Annotated in this window: 13 protein-coding genes; 7 read left to right on the top strand and 6 right to left on the bottom strand. The window is 44.9% G+C overall.

The window, feature by feature from the left end; genetic code table 11:
- Positions 1–17: 17 nt before the first annotated feature.
- From QUA71_RS23305 to fbp, 6 genes are all read right to left on the bottom strand, one after another.
- Positions 18–509 (bottom strand): ureidoglycolate lyase, encoded by a 492-nt coding sequence (locus QUA71_RS23305; RefSeq protein ID WP_333288667.1) that lies wholly within the window; start codon positions 507–509, stop codon positions 18–20.
- Positions 510–745: 236 nt separating this feature from the next.
- The gene (locus QUA71_RS23310) at positions 746–2,290 is read right to left on the bottom strand and encodes a cobyrinate a,c-diamide synthase (protein WP_333288669.1); all 1,545 of its coding nucleotides are present in this window, start codon (positions 2,288–2,290) and stop codon (positions 746–748) included.
- A gap of 313 nt (positions 2,291–2,603) precedes the next feature.
- Entirely contained in the window at positions 2,604–3,968 is a 1,365-nt protein-coding gene (opcA, locus tag QUA71_RS23315; RefSeq protein WP_333288671.1) for a glucose-6-phosphate dehydrogenase assembly protein OpcA, read from the bottom strand.
- A gap of 169 nt (positions 3,969–4,137) precedes the next feature.
- The gene (gene zwf, locus QUA71_RS23320; protein ID WP_333288673.1) at positions 4,138–5,667 is read right to left on the bottom strand and encodes a glucose-6-phosphate dehydrogenase; all 1,530 of its coding nucleotides are present in this window, start codon (positions 5,665–5,667) and stop codon (positions 4,138–4,140) included.
- A gap of 261 nt (positions 5,668–5,928) precedes the next feature.
- On the bottom strand, positions 5,929–7,083 hold the full coding sequence (gene tal, locus QUA71_RS23325; protein ID WP_333288675.1) for a transaldolase: 1,155 nt from the start codon (positions 7,081–7,083) through the stop codon (positions 5,929–5,931).
- Between the two features lie 188 nt (positions 7,084–7,271).
- Complete coding sequence (gene fbp, locus QUA71_RS23330; RefSeq protein ID WP_333288693.1) at positions 7,272–8,345, bottom strand: class 1 fructose-bisphosphatase; 1,074 nt, start codon at positions 8,343–8,345, stop codon at positions 7,272–7,274.
- A gap of 323 nt (positions 8,346–8,668) precedes the next feature.
- Here fbp and QUA71_RS23335 point away from each other — a divergent pair, with 323 nt between their 5' ends.
- From QUA71_RS23335 to QUA71_RS23365, 7 genes are all read left to right on the top strand, one after another.
- Positions 8,669–8,803, top strand: coding sequence for a DUF4058 family protein (locus tag QUA71_RS23335; RefSeq protein WP_333288677.1), 135 nt, complete (start codon positions 8,669–8,671; stop codon positions 8,801–8,803).
- 205 nt (positions 8,804–9,008) lie between these two features.
- Positions 9,009–11,522: an ankyrin repeat domain-containing protein gene (locus QUA71_RS23340; protein WP_333288679.1), complete on the top strand. Its 2,514-nt coding sequence runs from the start codon at positions 9,009–9,011 to the stop codon at positions 11,520–11,522.
- A 29-nt stretch (positions 11,523–11,551) separates the two neighbouring features.
- Positions 11,552–12,943 (top strand): serine/threonine-protein kinase, encoded by a 1,392-nt coding sequence (locus QUA71_RS23345; protein ID WP_190657824.1) that lies wholly within the window; start codon positions 11,552–11,554, stop codon positions 12,941–12,943.
- Between the two features lie 416 nt (positions 12,944–13,359).
- Entirely contained in the window at positions 13,360–15,639 is a 2,280-nt protein-coding gene (locus QUA71_RS23350; RefSeq protein ID WP_333288681.1) for an AAA-like domain-containing protein, read from the top strand.
- Positions 15,640–15,675: 36 nt separating this feature from the next.
- Positions 15,676–18,813 carry an AAA-like domain-containing protein gene (locus tag QUA71_RS23355; protein WP_333288683.1) on the top strand — a complete coding sequence of 1,046 codons (3,138 nt, stop codon included), beginning with the start codon at positions 15,676–15,678 and terminating at the stop codon, positions 18,811–18,813.
- Complete coding sequence (locus QUA71_RS23360; RefSeq protein ID WP_333288685.1) at positions 18,770–18,967, top strand: AAA-like domain-containing protein; 198 nt, start codon at positions 18,770–18,772, stop codon at positions 18,965–18,967. The genes QUA71_RS23355 and QUA71_RS23360 overlap by 44 nt, the downstream gene beginning before the upstream one ends.
- Before the next feature lie 189 nt (positions 18,968–19,156).
- Positions 19,157–21,776: WD40 domain-containing protein (locus tag QUA71_RS23365; protein WP_333288687.1), on the top strand; the 2,620-nt coding region annotated here is incomplete at its 3' end.

Raw genomic sequence — 21,776 nt, forward strand, 5'->3', positions numbered from 1 at the left:
ACTACAAATCGCCAAACTCAGACAATCTCAAACTCCAGATTGTGATTTTTCACCAAATCAAAGCTAAAATGGTCAACCACATTAGTATTGCTCAACTCCAGATTGTAAAAATCAACAAAATCCGCATCAAAATACGGCCCAGCGTGCCAAGTACCCACATCTAACTTAATAAAACAATTGCCCGGAATCCGAAAAGCAGCCATATCCTCTAAACTCGGTTTATAGCTATCCCCAGGAGGCGCAACCGCCATCAACCAATCCTTCCCCTCCAAAGAACCCAAACACTGAGTACATTGAACGTGTCGCGTAATTTTGCCAAACTTGCGACCTTTCTGGTACAGCCGCATAATGTAAAATCTAGGAATACCATTTTGCAACTTTAACTGAGCATCCTCAGCATCGAAAGACTTGCCATCAACAGCCGCAAAGATAACTTGACCGTAACGCCGAAAATTCTCCGGTGTCACCCATTGTGCGGACAACTGCTTAGTCGAAATTGATTCGCTCATAAATCCCAACACCCCTAGCTTTCTCCGTCATAAATATTCTAATATAAATAGTAAGAACACTGGATTTATACTCTGGGCGCAGCCAGGAACAGGCTTTGCCACTTGTTCCACAAAAAACTTAATTGATTTACTGCCCAAGCGCTACAGACAGTACCTATCTTCTGCTTCCTCTTCATTCTCTTCCTACCCTTCGGGAACGGCTTCGCCGAACGTGTCCTTCGCGTCTTCGCGGTTCGTTAAAAAGATATTAATTGAGATCGATCGCCCAAAACACCCTTACAATCAAAATCAGCACACTGCTGCAAAAAACGAGCCGGAATATCAGGCCGAGCACCCCAGTGCAAATGCAAATAAGAAGCGTGTACCTGACAAACTCCCCAACCTTCAGCAACCGCCTCAACTTCCCCCCGCTTCCCATACCTCCAACTGTGATAAACTGGATTACTCGGTTCCACAGTTAAATGCGATCGATGAAACTCATGTCCCCAAACCTCATCAAGAGCAGTTAACACCGAACTATCCCTCACCGCCACAGCTTCTCGGTATCCCAGCGTCAAACGCTTTCCCATCGCAGCAGCAGTTTCCAACACTCCCACCCCTGGCCAAGAATTGCCATCGAAGTCTACAATAGAATCGCACAAATACATCAAACCGCCGCACTCCGCATAAGTCGGCATTCCCGAAAAAATCGCACTTTTTACTGCATCCCGAATTAAAACATTACCGCTTAATTCCTGAGCAAAAACTTCGGGAAAACCGCCGCCAAAATATAACCCTTGCACGTTGTCAGGAAAAACCGAGTCATCAAGGGGACTCCAAAATACTAACTCCGCACCCAACTCTTCCAACAAATCAAGATTGTCCTGATAGTAAAAATTAAAAGCCCGATCGCGCGCAACTGCAATCCTCACTCCAAATTGTTTTCCCAAACTGTTGACAACATCATCTTTTTTAACTATTATTTGGGAAGGGACACTGTGCCTACCAGAAAGTTGCTCTGACCCCTCACCCCCCTCATTTCGAGTTGCAGCCAACAAAGGCAAAAGTTGCTCCCAGTCAAAACTAACAGCAGCCAAATCAGCCAGTTTATCGATCGCAGCATGAAGATTCGGCAACTCCTCAGCCGGAATCAGCCCCAAATGTCGATCGGGAATAGTAACAGCCTCATCCCTACGCAAAACGCCTAAAATAGGTAAATTGAGCGGTTTGAGAGCATCTTGAAGCAGTTCCAAATGTCGATCGCTCGCCACCCGATTCAGCACTAAACCAGCGAATTTAAGGTCAGGGTTAAAAGAACGAAAACCGTGCGCGATCGCAGCCACAGAACCAGAGAGCCTGCTGCAATCTATCACAAACAATACCGGCAAATTCAGCAAATAAGCAACATGAGCCGTAGAAGCAAAGGAAAAATCATAATTGCCTTCTCCTTTTCGATAATTAATCCCTGTATCCGTCTCAAAATCCGTCTCGTGGCTTCGTGATTCCTGATTTTTTCGACTCACTCCATCAAATAAACCCATTACCCCTTCAACTAAGGCATAATTCGCATCTTGAATATGACGAGAAAAACACTTTTTCACATAGGATTCAGAGGTTAATATCGGGTCTAAATTCCGACAGGGGCGACCCGTGACAAAAGCATGAAACATCGGATCGATGTAATCCGGGCCTACCTTAAAAGATTGAACATTCAAGCCGCGGCGGATTAAATAAGCTAAAAGGGCGATCGTCACAGTCGTCTTTCCCGCACCGCTGCGTTCGCCAGCAATTACTAAAGCCATAGTTCTAGATTACTTACAAAAAATACAGAAAGCAGACAAGTGATAAAGTTATGAGTATTGGTCTTGAACTTCTCAAATAATACATATTTAAGGAACCGCGAAGACGCGGAGGGCGCGAAGAAAGAAAGAGAGGAATATAGGTAATTTCGTGGCTTTTTGGAAGCAATTTATAGTTTAGAGTCAAAGAACATTATTAATTCAAAACTCATAACTCATAACTCCTAACTCCTAAAAAAGTAGGGCAGACATTGCCTGCCCCACTGAATATTAACTCAATCCTTCTTCCTTCTTCCTTCTTCCTTCTTCCTTCTTTTTACCGCTTAGCTAACTTCAGCATTTGAGCCGTCACTGCCAAGCTTTCTTCGTAAAGCACATCCTGGCCCCAACTCTGCAAGTGCTGGCCCAGCAAGTGTTCCGTCACCTGATCGAACAGAGGACTCACCTGGTTAAACCGATCGGTTTGAGCGCCACCCTTCGTTTCCATCCGCATACAGCCACCCACTTCCGAACATAGAACTGTACCGCAGTCAGCCTTTTCGTTCGTAGAATTCAAACGCAGAGCAATCAAATCGCCCGGGACATCGCCCGTATCAGCAGTAGGAATAGCAGCCAACTCGGCTTCTACAACTCGTTCGTCCGGCCCCGCGAATTTAATTCGCTTGATTTGGTAATCGCCCTCTTCTTGTTTGAAAGCAACCGGACGCCACTGAAGCCGGCTCGCCAGCCAACCCAAATACATCAGCGCTTGCGTAGAATTGTCCTGTTCGTAATCGATAGTCACCCGATCGATTTCCCGAATCGCCGCGCGACGTTCCGGGGCGTCAAAAGCCTCAGCAGCCAACTCCTGCCACGCAGCCAGCCGGCGCCAATTCAGATCCGCGATCGGAATTCCCTCCTCGATCAGACTGTGCATCAACAGCAATTCAGCTTCAGACTCGGCAAAGCTGCTAGAGTCAACAATCACAGAACTGCTAATTGTCGCCAGTCGCTGGAACAAACCTCGATCGGCATCAGGATTCGCTTTCCACCACAACAGCGTCGGCAAATCCGGGATCGTCAACGCCGTCACGATGCCGCTCACCCGTTCCAGCGCTGCTTCCGTACCCCGGAGTGTAATGTACTCGCAGCAGATCAGATTGCCGGTGGTGCGCTTGTGGACAGGACAATAAGCAGCCACTTGAGCCTGCACGCCCGTATCTTCCCCCGCCGTCGGGCACAGAGCAATAATCCGGCAGGGATTGGCAGCCACGATCGCGTCAGCCACCCCCGAACCCCCGGAACCCAAACCACTCGATCCCATCTCCTCGCCATTGGAATTTTTGCGAGCCACTTCTTCCCGCAAAGTCGCCAGCAATTCAGCATTAGGTTTGCCAGTTCTCGGCAGCCCGTAAGCTTTTTGAGCCGCCCTGATGCTAGATGCCGTCATCGGCCCGGTAATACCGTCCACCGGCCCGTCGTAAAACCCCAGATCCGCTAATAACCGCTGAGTTTCTTCGGGTTCGTAGACTACAAAAGTAAAAGTTGTTGCCCTACTAGCGATCGGAACATCCCCTTTTGACCCAGATTCTCTGTAACTTTCCCAGATTTGACTCAATTCGGCCTCTATCTGGTCGAGCGACACATCTTTAGGATTTTGCAGCGAAACCAGAGGCGGAGCTTTCATAGGTGTCATCGTCATAAATCTTCTCTCCCTTGTTATCAGTCATTAGTCATTGGTTATTAGTCCTGGGTCATTAGTCATTAGTTATTAGTTATTAGTTAGTAGTTATTAATTAGTAGTTATTAGCTAATCACTAATACTAATGCTGACCAATAACTAATGACTAATAACTGCTGACCAATCACTCTTAAAGTCGGCGCCACTTGCGGCCGTCTCTGTTAATTAGCAGTTCTGCTTCCGCAGGTTCCCAAGTACCCGCTTCGTATTTAGGAACCAAATCTTGGTCGTTGGACGATTCCCACTCCATCAGAGCCGGAGTTACCACCCGCCAAGCTTCTTCCACTTCATCAGAACGGGTAAACAAAGTTTGGTCGCCCAGCATACAGTCAATTAACAGGCGATCGTAAGCATCCGAAGATGTCACCCCAAAGGAAGAACCGTAACTGAAATCCATATCCACCGTCCGCGTCCGCAAATCCGGCCCCGGCATTTTCGCCTCAAACCTCAGCGAAATCCCCTCGTTCGGATGCACGCGCATAGTCAAAACGTTAGGAGTAGTTTGTTGGGCCGCGGACTGAAAGATTAGCAGCGGAACTTCGCGGAACTGAATCGCAATTTCGCTAACTTTTTTCGGCAACCGTTTGCCGGTTCGCAGGTAAAAAGGCACTCCCTGCCAGCGCCAGTTGTCAATCATAAACTTCATCGCCACAAAAGTCGGCGTTGTCGAGTTGGGAGCAACCCCCGGTTCTTCGTGATATCCCGGCACCTGTTTGCCCTTCATCCAACCTGCGGAATACTGACCCCGAATCGCTGAGAAGTCCAAGTTATTCAAATCGGCCAAGCGAGTTGCTTGCAGAACTTTCATCTTTTCGGTGCGGATGCTGTCAGCGTCCAAGGAATTCGGCGGTTCCATCGCCGTCAGACAGAAAATCTGCATCAAGTGGTTTTGCAGCATATCCCGCAACGCCCCAGATGATTCGTAGTAACCCGCCCGGTCTTCTACGCCTACTGTTTCTGCAACTGTAATTTGTACGTGATCGACAAATTGCCGATTCCACAGCGGTTCAAAAATCGCGTTAGCAAACCGGAACACCATTAAATTCTGAACAGTTTCTTTACCCAAATAGTGGTCAATTCGGTAAACTTGCTGTTCTTGGCAAACCTGCTGCACGACTCGGTTGAGAGCTTTTGCCGAACTCAAGTCGCGGCCGAAGGGTTTTTCAATTACCAAGCGGTGTTTTGCTGGATCGACCAGCATTTGAGCCGCGCCCAGTTGCCTAATTGCTTCTGGGAAAAAGTTCGGGGAAACCGAGAGATAAAATATGTGATTGCCGCGAGTTCTCCTTTCTTCGTCGAGTTCCGCTAAGAAAGCTTTGAGTTTTTGATAGCTTTCCGGGTTGTCAATGTCGCCGGGACAGTAGTACAAACCTTTAGCGAAATCTTGCCAAAATTCTTCATTGCCAATGCCGCCGCCAAATTCTTCAATGCCTTCGCGCATTTGCTCTCGGAAGTAATCGTGACTCCAAGGGCGGCGGGCTACTCCCACGACGGTAGTTTCCGGTGGCAAGCGTCGATCGCGCTTCATCTGATAAATTGCAGGTACCAGTTTGCGCTGGGTGAGATCCCCAGAAGCTCCGAAGATTACCAGAATTTGTGGTTCCGGCACCCGTTCTTTTCGCAAACCGACGCGCAGTGGATTTTCAAGTAGCGTTACCATTATTTATTTTCCTTGTTCTAGTGGTGTTAACCCTGCCAAGACACCATGATAGTTTGCGGTCATTTCTGCTAGTTGCTGGGTGAGAGAGTTAATCGATTCTTAATACTGCTAGAGGAGGCAGATGATTTTGCTCTCTAGGAACTATGACATCCATTAATCTCAAAATTCCTAGAGAGGATTTAAGACTCAGCATTTAAGAACCCAAATAATTATCTATTCCGATTGCTAAATGCTTCTGCCTTTCAGGATACAGATATCTGCCTAAGCGACGGGTGACAACTTCTGCACTTTCTCTTGCAAGGAATCCATCAGGGATTGGAACGGCCCGACAAATTTTGCAATCCCGTCGAGGAGCAAGTCTTCCATCACTTTGTCCAAGTTGATGTCGATGTCGGGATCTTTGAGACTTTCGATCAGAGTGTAAGCTTCTTCAACGTTGTTCTCAATCCGGGGTGCGACATCGCAGTGGTCGAAACAAGCTTCCACGGTGTTCGGTGGCAAAGTGTTAACGGTCTCCGGGCCGATTAGTTCATCGACGTACATGACATCGCTGTAGTTGGGGTTTTTGGTGCTGGTGGAAGCCCACAGCAAGCGCTGCACTTTCGCTCCTTTGGCTGCTAAAGCTTGCCAGCGATCGCTCGCTACGATCTCTTTATACTTCTGGTAAGCTATCTTCGCATTGGCGATCGCCACTTTCCCCTTCACCGCTTCCAGTCTAGCTTTTGTGGAAATATCTGTGACATTTTTGAGTTTCTCGTCAATCTTGCCATCGATATTAATGTCGATCCGGCTCAAGAAGAAACTGGCAACAGAAGCAATATTGCTCACATCCAAACCTTTAGCCACCCGCGCTTCCAAACCGCGAATGTAAGCCCAGAAGGTTTCGACGTAGCTGTCAACCGAGAACAGCAAAGTCACGTTAACGTTAATGCCTTCGCTGATGACTCGCTCGACTGCGGGCAAACCTTCAGCGGTTCCCGGAATCTTAATCATCACGTTTTCTTTGCCGAGGGCTTGGTAATAGCGCATGGCTTCGCTAATCGTGCTTTCTGTATCGTTGGCGATCGTCGGTGGCACTTCAATGCTAATGTAGCCGTCCAAACCCTTCGACTCTGCGTAAACTGGGGCGAAGATGTCGCAAGCGTTGCGGATATCTTCAAATACCAGAGATTCGTAAATGTCCATTACAGATTTACCCGCCCGGATGCCCGCTTCGATATCCGCGTCGTAAATCACATTACCCGCGATCGCTTTCTCAAAAATAGCCGGATTAGATGTAATCCCGCGCAGTCCCCGACTTTCAATCATCTGTTTGAGTTCGCCGGACTCGATCAGATCGCGAGTCAAATTGTCCATCCAGATACTTTGGCCAATTTCTTTGATTTCTAACAGGTGATTCGTTGGTGTTGCTGTCATTACTGTAACTCCTAAAATTTGATAGCTGTTAATTGGGACTGGGAAATTGGGAATTTGTAATTGAAAATTGGGAATTTGTAATTGAAAGTTGGCAATTGGGAATTGGCAATTCGGACTGGAAAGTTAGAAGTTAAAACCCTCTTCCTTCTTCCCTTTTCCTTCTTCCTTCTTCCCTCTTCCCTCTTCCTTCACGCTTGGACTGTTCTAGGATTGCGCGCTCGATCTTGAATAAAAGACTCGACCATCGCTACATTTTCTTTACTGCCGATAATCAAGGGCGATCGCTCGTGCAGCTTGGTCGGCACTACATCCAAGATGTCTTGAATACCTGTACTTGCCCGCCCGCCGGCTTGCTCCATCAAAAACGCCAAAGGAGCCGATTCGTAGAGCAAGCGCAATTTGCCCTCGGGGTTTTTCACCGTTCCGGGGTACAAAAACACGCCTCCCTGGAACAAAATCCGGTGGAAATCTCCCACCAAAGCCCCGCCGTACCGGGCGCTGTAGCCTTCGCTGCGGTGTACGTAGCGAATGTAGTCCCTCAAAGATTCCTCCCACTGCCAGAAGTTGCCTTCATTAACGCTGTAAATCGGGCCGCGATCGGGAACCTTAATGTTTTCGTTAGCTAGAATAAACTCGCCCAAACTGGGATCGAGAGTAAAGGAATGAACGCCCTGACCGATCGAATAAACCAGCATGGTACTCGGGCCGTAGAGTACGTAGCCTGCCGCTATTTGTTTGTGTCCGTGTTGCAGCAAGTCGGAAGCAGAACCGTCTTCATCGTCCCCCTCTTGCTTGCGGATGCTGAATATGGAGCCTACATTGAGATTGATGTCAAGATTGGAAGAACCGTCTATGGGGTCGTAGAGCAGACTGTAGCGTCCGATCGGACAGTTTTCGGGAATGTAGTAGGGTTTTTCCATTTCCTCCGAAGCCAAGCGGCAGACAAGTCCGCTTTGCTGGAATACCGAGATAAACACTTCATTGGCATAGATATCCATCTTTTTGACGGATTCTCCCTGCACGTTCGTAGCCCCTGTAAACCCCAAGGCATCTGCCATTAATCCGGCTCTGCTGAGTCGCCTGGCGATCAGCTTGGCAGCTAGTCCGATGCGATTCATCAGGGCGCTGAGATCCTGAGCATCTGTTGAAAAGCTGTGAAGTTGCTGGAGTACGTGACGAGATAGGGTTGTGCAATCGCGGTCTAAGGCTTGCACCTGATCGGTCGGGCCCAGGCGGGTTTCCCCTGTCGGCGCGTTTACCATGATTTTGATGTCCTCCCTGTCTTGCTGCTCTGGATTTGGGTTCGATGGAGTCCTTGACACTTGCTCCTGAATCGGCTACGAGACCGATCGTCCCCCAACTTCTATCTTAGGAAGGGTTTTGCCAAAGGGCGTCGAACTTTAGGTGAATTTTAGATCCGCATCGAAAATTGAGGAGTTCGATCGACTGTTGAGCCGGAAAGTGTATCAAAAATCACTATAATTTTTTATTAACCGCAGAGGACGCAGAGGGCGCTGAGAGAGAAAGTGGCGATAGAGAAGCCTACGAACGTTGGCTAGCATCTCAAAAAGACCGACAACTTCCTTTGCGCGAAGAAGATGTAGAACCTATTGTTAATTTGCCGGAATTGCTTGCAGGCATTTACGATCGCGTCGGCTATGATTATCGGCTCGATTACGATCGAGATCCCGTACGTAAATTTTCGCCAAAGGTGATATGACACTCCAAAATTCTGGGTAAGCTATCCATAGAAATACGGTAATTGAAATTTAAGCAAATATACAGAGTCAGTCATTGACTTTTCTATTGACTTGTTTGAAATATACTCAGACACTCAATTTACATTGCATAAATTTTTCAAAATTTGAGTTACAAAAACCCAACTAGAAAATGTTTCTTGGTACTCATCAACCCAGGATAATGCTATGGATATTATTCAAAAAAATTCCCATAACTTAGTCAAACACTATCAGATTAAAAATCTACTCGGAGAAGGCGGTAGTAGCACAACTTACGAAGCCCTTGACCTCAAAACAAACCAGCGAGTCGCACTCAAAGCTTTGTCTTTACAGAAGATGAACGACTGGAAAGTGTTGGAACTATTTGAACGAGAAGCCAATGTTTTATCAAAATTGAATCATCCGGGAATTCCGCGTTATTTGGATTATTTTTATGTCGATACTCCCGACAACCGTTGTTTTTATATAGTACAAGAACTGGCCCAAGGGCAATCTCTAGCAAGTTTAGTCGAAAGTGGCTGGCACGCTAGTGAGTCCGAAATTCAACGCATTGCTACACAAATTTTGGAGATTTTAGTTTATCTCCATTCACAGACACCACCTGTTATCCACCGGGATATTAAACCAGAAAATATTGTTTTCAAATCGCCGATCGATTCCCACAAAGAAAAAGACTGGGCAGTCTGCTTAGTAGATTTTGGAGCAGTACAAAACACTTATTACAATACTTTAATGCGAGGAAGTACCGTAGTTGGAACCTATGGTTATATGGCTCCAGAACAATGTCTCGGACAAGCCGTACCTGCAACAGATTTATATGGTTTAGGAGCGACATTGTTGTATTTACTAACCCACCGTTCCCCGGCGGAATTACCAACAAATATACTAGAGAGAGATTTTCGCTCTCAAATTCAGATTTCTTCAGCATTTGCCGATTGGTTAGAAAAAATGATAGCGTCAGACTTAGAAAACCGCTTTAACTCGGCAAAAGAAGCGCTTGAATTGCTGCGCCATCCTCGAATAGTTAGCGTTAAATCCGATCGATCGACGCAATGGGAAAAACGCCTCAAAATAGGAATTGCTGCTATTGCTACTGTTGCTGTTTTAAATCACTTTAAATATCCCATCCTCAACCGGATTGGATTCACACCCGATGCAGTTATCAATGCTGTTGAACAGGGAGATACTAAAACTGTTAGGCATTATCTGGATCTTGGTATTAGTGCCAATAGCAGGGTAGGCAATTATAATTTACTACACTTCGCTGGCTCAAAAGAGGTGGCAGAATTGTTAATTGCCAAGGGTGTAGATGTCAACGTTAAGGGTACACATGGCGGTACCCCATTACACATGGCTGCTGTGTCCGATCGCATAAAAGTGGCACAGACGCTAATTGCTAAAGGTGCAGATATTAACGCCAGGACAGGAAGTCTATATTTTAATAGAACTCCGCTGTTCTCTGCCCGATCGCCTGAAATGGCCAAGTTGCTGATTGCTAAAGGTGCGGATGTCAATGCCAAAAACAAAAATGGCATGACTCCTCTACATACGGCGCGATCGAAGGCGATCGCAAAGATACTACTCGCCGCAGGCGCAAAAATTAACATCAAAGAAGACAATGCCCAAAATGGCAAGAGTACAGCTTTATTACATAACGCAGCCCAAATAGGTTTTAAGGAGTTGGTACAACAGCTAATTAAAGACGGTGCAAATGTGGCGATCCGCGATGACTATCGAAGAACTCCACTGCACTATGCAACCACAAAAGAAGTTGCTGCTTTGCTAATGTTGGATGTCAATGCTAGGGACAAATCTGGAAATACTCCGTTACACCTAGCTGTCGATCGAGGATCTCAAGATCTCGCTGAACTGCTAATTGCTAATGGTGCAAGGGTTAACGTTAGAAATGAGAACGGTCAAACTCCATTGTATCGAGCGATCGCGATCGGACACAATGAGATTGCTGCACTGCTAATTAACAACGGTACAGATGTCAATAATATAGATGGATCTGGCACAACTCCACTGCACAAAGCCGCACATTATGGCACTGTAAAAATCTTAAAATTGCTGATTGCTAAAGGTGCAGAAATTAATATCCAGGATAATCAAAGAAAAACTCCACTGGATATCGCCGTAGACCTGAAACTTCAGGATACAGTGGCGCTGCTAATTAGTAAAAACCCAGATGTTAATAGTGAAGACAAAGAAGGCAGAACTTTATTACATATCGCTCTCGATTTCAAACTTGAGGATGTAGCCAAACAACTCATTGCCAAAGGTGCATTCGTTAATGCCAAAAATAACTTGCTTCAAACTCCCCTGCATCTTGCTGTTGCTCAAGGCTCTCAAGATATCGCTGAACTGCTAATTGCTAATGGTGCAAGGGTAAACGTTAGAAATGCGAACGGTCAAACTCCATTGTATCAAGCGATCGCGATCGGACACAATGATATTGCTGCACTGCTAATTAAAAACGGTGCAGATGTTAATAATAGAGATAAGTGTGACACAACTCCCCTGCACAAAGCAGCACATTATGGCACTGTAGAAATCTTAAAATTACTGATTGTTAAAGGTGCAACAATCAACGCTACAAACTGCTATGGCGACACGCCCCTAAAGATAGCAGCAACCAACTGGAACCCCGACGGAGAAGCAGCAGCCAAAATACTCATATCTCGCGGTGCAACCTACTAATCATCCACAATCAACTCTGGCACAAAAATATGAAAACACTACAACAATCGGAAAAAATTATTGCTGAAAGATATCGCATTATCGGCAAATTAGGACAGGGTGGAGTGGGCATCACCTATGCTGCTGTAGATTTAAACAGCAATCAAAAAGTTGCACTCAAAGCTTTATCCCTGCGCCTGACAACTGAATGGAAGAAAATCGAGTTATTTGAACGAGAAGCAAAAACTTTATCGGGATTGAATCATCCGGGAATTCCTCGCTACATTGACTACTTTCAAGTGGATACTTCCCAAGATCGTTGTTTTTATATCGCCCAACAACTCGCACCGGGAAAATCTCTCGCACAGTTGATAGAAAATGGCTGGAAACCAAATGAAGCGCAAGTTCGTCATATCGCCTATCAATTGCTAGAAATTCTGGCTTATCTGCAATCGCTGTTACCTGCTACTATCCACCGAGATATTAAACCCCAAAATATTATTCTGCAAAAAAATGGGCGAGTCTTCCTAGTTGATTTTGGCGCCGTTCAAAATACTTACCATCATACCGTTACTGGAGGCAGTACCGTTGTCGGAACCTACGGTTACATGGCACCAGAACAATTCAGGGGAAAAGCTGTATTATCAACAGATTTGTATGGATTAGGAACAACGCTGCTTTTCCTGTTAACCCAGAAATTTCCATCGGATTTACCCAGACAAAAGCTGAAGGTAAAATTCCGCGATCGCGTCTCTATTTCTACAGAGTTTGCCGAGTGGTTAGATCAGATAATTGAACCCGCAGTTGAAGATCGATTTCAATCAGCCAAAGATGCTTTATTAGCGCTGCGAGGGGAACAGCCAAGTGGGATTAATCCCGAAAAAATGTTTAAGCGCTCGCCACAATCCCGAATTACTTTAATTGACGCGAAACGGTGGTTATTCATCCATATACACCCCGATCGTTCACCTAGCAGACTCAAAGGGTTTTTCCACTTCATTCATCTGACTTGTAAAGTTTTACTTCCCTGCTCTTTGCTCCTTCCAATTTTCCACTTATTACTAGGGGTGATACCCGTACCGCTGGACTCGACAGTTAGCTTGTTTAAATACACTGTAGCCGACTGGCTAGGTAAATTATTTCCGCTATTTGTATTTATATCAATCATAGCTGTAATAATATTTACCGTATTTTATGCTTTGATGTGCTTGTGTTGGATTGATTATTATCTATTCACTAGACCAAGACCAATTCAAATCAGCCCTCAAGATATCCAGCGGGTAAAGTTGAGCGGAATTCATCTGCCATTGCTCAAAAAATCGATGACTTTTTGCGGGATTCGCGCCAAGTCGCGTAACTATTGTTTTGGCTTATTTTTGCCGCAAGCTGAGAAAGAATGGTTGGTAGGGGAATTGAATGATTGTTTAAGTAAACTAAAATAAATCATTGTTGTTATCCACAGAGTTGATAAAAAAACCGTTTTTTTTCTGAGTGCGTGGATTAAATAAGTGCGGAAGTATAGAAGATTTTATGTACTAATTTAGGCAAGAATAATCATCAAAAAATCCTGGATATGGCATGAGAATAAAACTATAAAGAATCTCGATATTTATGAAATAGGACTGCAAAAGGGGAAGCCGATCGCACTTCTGGAATAGGTTGCTCAAATGATTACTAGAGAGTAGCGATCGCCTTTTCGATTGGTTATGCTTGACTCAGGGCGATCGTTTCTGCCAGTTTACTGACCAACAAAAATAAAGATGTTTGTGCTTAAATACCGTTAAGGCAAGAAATATCTCGCCCTGATTGGGGTAGTGTCGTTAAGCTCCTGTATCTCCTAAGCGTGAAGGTTCCATTGATGAGCATTTATCCTTTAAAGAAAAAAACTATCCTGTTTTTGGCAGCCAACCCCAAAAATACCACCCATGTGGACTTACAGAAAGAGGCGAAGGAAATTGCAGAGGGGTTGCAACGCTCTAAAAAGGCCGACAAGTTCCAACTGGAGCAACAGTGGGCGGTGACGCCAAGAGAGATGCAGCGAGCCGTATTAGATTATAAACCAGAGATTGTACATTTCTCTGGGCATGGTGCAGGAGAAGGCGGTTTAGCCCTAGAAGATGGCATGGGGCAGATTAAGCTGGTAAATGCCAAAGCTTTAGCAGCTTTGTTTGAGGCGTTTAATGAGTACGTGGAGTGCGTCATACTCAACGCTTGCTATTCAGAAGTGCAAGCGTCTGCGATCGCACGTCACATTCCCTATGTCATCGGCATGAAGCAAACGGTGGGAGATAACGCCGCACGAGAATTTGCTGTAGGTTTTTACGATACGTTGGCGGCGGGGGAGTCGATCGAACGTGCCTATAAATTGGGTTGCGTTAGCATCAGCATGGCAGGGATTCCCGAAGAACTTACTCCGGTATTAAAGAAAAAGTCGGATTTTTCCCAGTTGGATGCAGCAGAGCGATCGCGCGATGCTTCTGTTAGCGATATAGTTGAGGAGTCGTCGCCTGTGCTGGAAAATGCGCGATCGATCGCCGCACCTCCCATTTCTATTCTCAATTTAGATAACCCAGAAGGTTCTGTTAGTTTAGATTCACCCCTATATATTGACCGGCCTCCCATTGAATCGGAGTGCTACCAAACTATTGTAAAACCGGGAGCTTTAATCCGAGTCAAAGCCCCGCGGCAAATGGGAAAAACTTCCTTAGTGCAGCGAATTTTATACCACGCCAAAGAACAGGGATATCAAACTGCTTCTTTGAATTTTCAATCGGCTGATGGCAGTTTTCTCACAAATATTGATGAGTTATTGCAGTGGTTTTGTGGTGAGATTACCAATGAATTAAATTTAGAAGACAGGTTAGGAGAATATTGGAGAGGCGTTCTCGGTAGTAAAAATAAAAGCACCAAGTATTTCCAACGCTATCTATTATCTGACAGCGATCTGCCTCTTGTTTTAGGGTTAGATGAAGTCGATCAGATTTTTCAGCATTCCGAAATAGCCACCGACTTCTTTGGATTATTACGAGCTTGGCACGAGCGGGGGAAAAATGAGGAAATTTGGAAAAAGCTAAGGTTAGTCATTTCTCACTCTCAAGAAGTTTATATTCCTCTCAATATTAATCAGTCGCCATTTAACGTGGGATTGCCGATAGATTTACCTGAACTCAATCAGAGACAGGTAACAGATTTAGTGAATCGACACCAATTAAATTGGTCAAATCAAAAAATTTGTGAGCTGATGGAAATGGTGGGCGGTCATCCTTATTTAGTTCGAGTTGCTCTCTACCAAGTTGCCAGAGGGAGAATTACCTTAGAGCGCTTGCTAAAAGTCGCTCCTACTGAAGAAGGCCCTTACTACGATCATTTACGACGGCATTTAGTTAACTTGGAAACAGATGCAGAACTAGCAGCAACAATTAGACAAGTGATTAACAGCGAACAACCTGTAGAGATTAATACCGGAGAGGCTTTTAAATTGCGAAGCATGGGGTTGATCAAATTTCAGGGAAATGCTGTAATGCCATTTTGTGGTTTGTATCGTCAATATTTTCGCGATCGCCTAGCCTCTCGCCAACCGAATATTCCTCCTGTGCAACAAACGAGTAGCCAATCAAGCTTGCACGTAGAAAGTAATTTAGCAGCTATTATGTTTTCGGATGTTGTTAATTCCACCGCTTTATCAGTTGCCAACCAAAAGCTGACACTAGAATTAGTAAATCGAGATTTCAACATCATCCGAGGCATCTGCGTTAAATATCAAGGCAAAGTCCTGAAAGAAATGGGCGATGGTTTATTAATTTGCTTTCCCGAAAGTGCCGTAAAAGCAGTTGCCTGTGCGCTAGAAATACAACGAAATTTCGCCGAAGCTGCTACAACCTTACCTGCGAGTCATGTCCTCCAACACCGCATTGGTATTCACTTGGGAGAAATTTTTTCTCTTAATAATGATATCAGGGGGGCTGGTGTAAATTTAGCTGCTCGTTTAGAAGGGAAAGCAGAGCCAGGAGGAATCTGTATTTCTGAGACAATTTATCAAGTCGTTAAAACCCATTTATCTTTAAAGGTGATTGACTTAGGTATGCAAGAGTTAAAGGGAATTCCTGAACCTGTACGACTGTACAAATTGATTCCTTAATTTTCTGATTTTCCACCTATAAATTAACAATAACCTATGAAAGATTATCAATATCAAGTTGGAGGTAGCCTTCCTGCAAACGCCCCAACTTATGTCACTAGAAAGGCGGATGAAGAACTTTATCAAGCTTTAAAAGCCGGAGAATTTTGCTATGTTCTTAATTCCCGACAAATGGGAAAATCATCCCTTCGAGTGCGGACAATGCAGCGGTTACAAGCAGAGGGTATCGCCTGTAGTAGTATTGATATCACAGAAATTGGCACATCAGATATCACTCCAGAACAGTGGTATGCGGGTGCAATCTATAGCATCGTTAGCCGATTTGATTTGGATGACGTTTTTGATTTAGATGAATGGTGGGAGCAGAATAGATTACTATCGAATGTGAAACGATTTAGTAATTTTATTGAAGAAATATTATTAAAATATCTCTCAGAAAATATAGTGATTTTTATAGATGAATCGGATAGTTTACTCAGCTTAAATTTTAAAATAGAAGATTTTTTTGCTGTGATTCGTGATTGCTATAATAATCGGGCAGATAAACCCGACTATCGTCGATTAACCTTTACAATGTTGGGGGTGGCAACTCCTTCAGATTTAATTCAAGACAAGCGACGCACTCCGTTTAATATTGGTCGAGGAATAGAGTTAACGGGGTTTCAATTAGCAGAATCCCAACCTTTGGCAGTGGGGTTAGAAACTCAAGCAGAAAATTCTCAAGCCTTGTTAGAAGCGGTGTTATATTGGACGGGTGGACAGCCATTTTTGACGCAAAAAATTTGTAACTTACTGCTCAATCATGCCAATTCTGCATCCAGACAAAATCCTGCTGAGTGGGTAGAAAATTTAGTTCGAGAAAAGCTAATTGAAAATTGGGAAGGACAGGATGAACCGGAACATTTGAAGACGATTCGAGGTCGCATCTTACGCAGTGAACAACGGGCAAGTCGGTTGCTGGGTTTATATCAGCAAATTTTGCAAAATAATGAGATAGCGGCTGATGATAGTCCTGAACAAATGGAACTGCGGTTAACTGGTTTGGTGGTTAAGCAGTCGGGTAAACTTAAAGTTTATAACCGGATTTATCAATCGGTTTTTAACCTAGATTGGGTGGAAAAACAATTAGCAGAACTTCGCCCTTACAGCGAAAGTTTTAAAGTGTGGATAGAGTCTGATTGTAAAGATGAATCGCGACTATTGCGGGGGCAAGCGTTGCAAGATGCTCAAACTTGGGCAGTAGAGAAAAGTTTGAGCGATTTAGATTATCAGTTTTTAAATGCCAGTCGGGAATTACAACAACGGGAAGTTGAACGAGAGTTAGAAACACAGAGACAAGCTAATCAAATTTTGAAAGAAGCGAATCAGACGTTAATTAAAGCGCAGGAATTGGCCACATATAAAATCACTCAAGCCCAGAATTTAGCAAATGTCATCCAGGAAACTGCTTTTTCTAATGAATCATTTCGTTTAGGACAGACATTCCAAGCACTGTTGGAAGCATTAAAGGCAGGGCAAGCATTCAAACAATTAGATGCTTCCGCCGAGACGACAAAACAGATTAGAGGACGAGTGATAGCTGCACTGCAACAAGCCGTTTCCGAAGTCAAAGAACGCAATAGTTTGGAAGGGCATACCAGTATGGTCAATAGGGTCGCCTTTAGTCCCGATGGCAAAACTTTGGCTTCTGCCAGCGATGACAACACCATCAAACTGTGGCACCTGCAAACCCAAAAAGAAATCGCTACTCTCACTGGACATAGCTGTTGGGTCAATAGCGTCGCCTTTAGTCCCGATGGCAAAACTTTGGCCTCTGCTAGCGATGACAAAACCATCAAACTGTGGCACCTAAAAACCCAAAAAGAGATCGCTACCCTCACTGGGCATAGCAGTGGTCTCTATAGCGTTGCCTTTAGTCCAGATGGCTTGACTTTGGCTTCTGCAAGCAGTGACAACATCATCAAACTCTGGAACCTGCAAAGCCAAAAACCCATCGCTACCCTCACCGGGCATAGCAATTCTGTCTTGAGCGTCGCCTTTAGTCCAGATGGCTTGACTTTGGCTTCTGCAAGCTTTGACAACACCATCAAACTCTGGAATCTGCAAACCCAAAAACCCATCGCTACCCTCACCGGGCATAGCAATTGGGTCTATAGCGTCGCCTTTAGTCCAGATGGCTTGACTTTGGCTTCTGCAAGTAACGACAACACCATCAAACTGTGGCACCTGCAAAGCCAAAAACCCATTGCTACCCTCACCGGGCATAGCAATTCTGTCTTGAGCGTCGCCTTTAGTTCAGATGGCTTGACTTTGGCTTCTGCAAGCAGTGACAACACCATCAAACTGTGGCACCTGGAAAGCCAAAAGCCCATCGCTACCCTCACCGGGCATAGCAATCCGGTCTATAACGTTGTTTTTAGTCCCGATGGCAAGACATTGGCTTCTGCAAGTAGTGACTACACCATCAAACTGTGGAACCTCGAAAGCCAAAAACCCATCGCTACCCTCACCGGGCATAGCAGTTGGGTCTATAGCGTCGCCTTTAGTCCCGATGGCTTGACTTTGGCTTCTGCAAGCTTTGACAAAACCATCAAACTGTGGCACCTGGAAAGCCAAAAACCCATCGCTACCCTCACCGGGCATAGGAATCCGGTCTATAGGGTCGCCTTTAGTCCAGATGGCTTGACTTTGGCTTCTGCAAGCAGTGACAAAACCATCAAACTGTGGCACCTCGAAAGCCGAAAACCCATCGCTACCCTCACCGGGCACAGCGATTCTGTCTATAGCGTCGCCTTTAGTCCAGATGGCTTGACTTTGGCTTCTGCAAGCTTTGACAGCACCATCAAACTGTGGAACCTGCAAAGCCAACAACCCATCGCTACCCTCACCGGGCATAGCAATTCTGTCTATAGCGTCGCCTTTAGTCCAGATGGCTTGACTTTGGCTTCTGCAAGCAGTGACAACACCATTAAACTATGGATTTGGAATTTCGATAAACTAATGGCATTCGGTTGCAACTGGATTAGTGATTATCTCAGAACCAATGCGAAAGCAACAGAAGAGGATAAACAGATGTGTGCTGATTACCTCAACCAAGAGTCAATCAAATTAGAGACAGGTAACAGATTTAGTGAATCGACACCGATTAAATTGGTCAAATCAAGAGATTTGTGACTTAATGGAAATGGTGGGTGCTCATCCTTATTTAGTGCGAGTTGCTCTCTACCAAGTTGCCAAGGGGAGAATTACCTTAGAGCGCTTGCTAAAAGTCGCTCCTACTGAAGAAAGCCCTTACTACGATCATTTACGATGCCATTTAGTTAACTAGCAAAAAAAGGCATAACTAGCAGCAACAATTAGACAAGTGATTAACCGCGAAAAAGAAGTTAAAACCCACTCACCTTTAAATGTGATTGACTTAGGTATGCAACAGTTAAAGGGAATTTATGAACCTGTACGACTGTACAAATTGATTCCTTGATTCTCTGATTTTCCACCTATTAATTACCAATGACCTATGAAGGATTATCAATATCAAGTTGGAGGTAGCCTTCCTGCAAACGCCCCAACTTATGTCACGAGAAAGGCGGATGAAGAACTTTATCAAGCTTTAAAAGCCGGAGAATTTTGCTATGTTCTTAATTCCCGACAAATGGGAAAATCATCCCTGCGAGTGCGGACAATGCAGCGGTTACAAGCAGAGGGAATCGCCTGTAGTAGCATTGATATCACAGAAATTGGCACCTCAGATATTACGCCAGAAGAGTGGTATGCAGGCGTGATTGATAGCATCGTCAGCCGATTAGATTTGTATGACGTTTTTGATTTAGATGAATGGTGGGAGCAGAACAGATTACTATCGAATGTTAAAAGATTTAGTAAATTTATTGAAGAAGTATTACTCAAGAATATCTCAGAAGATATAGTAATTTTTGTCGATGAATCGGACAGCTTAATGAGTTTAAGTTTTAAAATAGAAGATTTTTTTGCTGTAATTCGTGATTGCTATAATAATCGAGCTGATCAACCCGACTATCGTCGATTAACATTTACGATGTTAGGGGTAGCAACTCCATCAGATTTAATTCAAGACAAGCGACGCACTCCTTTTAATATTGGTCGAGGGATAGAGTTAACGGGGTTTCAATTAGCAGAAGCGCAACCTTTGGCAGTAGGATTAGAAACTCCAGCAGAAAAGTCGCAAGCATTGTTAGAAGCGGTGTTATATTGGACAGGAGGACAGCCGTTTTTAACGCAAAAAGTTTGTAAATTACTGCTCAATCATGCCAACTCTGCCTTCAGGCAAAATCCTGCTGAGTGGGTAGGAGATTTAGTCCGAGAAAAAGTAATTGAGAATTGGGAAGGGCAGGATGAACCAGAGCATTTAAAGACGATTCGCGATCGCGTTTTACGCAGCGAACAACGGGCAAGTAGGTTATTGGGACTATATCAGCAAATTTTGCAGCACAATGAAATAGCGACTGATGATAGTCCCGCACAAATGGAACTACGATTAACTGGGTTGGTGGTTAAGCAGTCTGGCAAACTTAAAGTTTATAACCGGATTTATCAATCAGTTTTTAACCTGGATTGGGTGGAAAAACAATTAGCGGAACTCCGCCCTTACAGCGAAAGTTTTAAAGCTTGGATAGATTCTGATTGCCAAGATGAATCGCGACTGTTGCGGGGTCAAGCCTTGCAAGATGCTCAAACTTGGGCCGCAGATAAAAGTTTGAGCGATTTGGATTATCAGTTTTTAAATGCCAGTCGGGAAGTACAACAACGGGAAGTTGAACGAGAGTTAGAAGCACAAAAAAAAGCAAATAAAATTTTGACTCAAGCGAATCAGACGCTAATTAAAGCAGAGCAATTGGCCACCTATAAAGTCACTCAAGCACAGAATTTAGCAAATGTCATCCAGGAAACGGCTTTTTCTAATGAATCATTTCGTTCAGGACAGACCCTCCAAGCACTGTTGGAAGCATTAAAGGCAGGGCAAGCATTCAAACAACTAGATTCTTCAGCCGAGACGACAAAACATATTACAGGACGAGTGATAGCTGCCCTGCAACAAGCAGCGTCCGCAGTAAAAGAGCGCAATAGTTTGGAAGGGCATAGCAATTCTGTCAGAAGCGTCGCCTTTAGTCCAGATGGCAAGACATTGGCTTCTGCAAGCTTTGACAACACCATCAAACTGTGGAATGTGCAAACCCAAAAACCCATCGCTACCCTCACCGGGCATAGAAATTCTGTCCGAAGCGTCGCCTTTAGTCCAGATGGCAAAACTTTGGCTTCTGCAAGCTTTGACAACACCATCAAACTGTGGAATGTGCAAACCCAAAAACTCATCGCTACCCTCAGAGGGCATAGCAATCAGGTCTTGAGCGTCGCCTTTAGTCCAGATGGCAAAACTTTGGCTTCTGCAAGCAGTGACAACACCATCAAACTGTGGCACCTAGAAAGCCACAAACCCATCGCTACCCTCACCGAACACAGCGATTCGGTCTGGAGCGTTGCCTTTAGTCCAGATGGCTTGACTTTGGCTTCTGCAAGCAGTGACAACACCATCAAACTGTGGAATGTGCAAACCCAAAAACCCATCGTTATCCTCACCGGGCATAGCAATTCTGTCAGAAGCGTCGCCTTTAGTCCAGATGGCAAAACTTTGGCTTCTGCAAGCAGTGACAACACCATCAAACTGTGGCACCTGCAAAACCAAACACCCATTGCTACCCTCGCCGGGCATAGTAATGAGGTCAATAGCGTCGCCTTTAGTCCAGATGGCTTGACTTTGGCTTCGGCAAGCTTTGACAACACCATCAAACTGTGGCACCTGCAAAGCCAAACACCCATTGCTACCCTCACCGGGCATAGCAATCCGGTCTATAGCGTCGCCTTTAGTCCAGATGGCAAAACTTTGGCTTCGGCAAGCTTTGACAACACCATCAAACTGTGGCACCTGCAAAGCCAAAAACCCATTGCTACCCTCACCGGGCATAGCAATCCGGTCATTAACGTCGCTTTTAGTCAAGATGGCAAAACTTTGGCTTCTGCAAGCAGTGACAACACCATCAAACTGTGGCACCTGCAAAGCCAAAAACCCATTGCTACCCTCACCGGGCATAGCAATCCGGTCA

This window comes from Microcoleus sp. MON1_C5 (assembly GCF_036701875.1).
Classification (GTDB): Bacteria; Cyanobacteriota; Cyanobacteriia; order Cyanobacteriales; family Microcoleaceae; genus Microcoleus.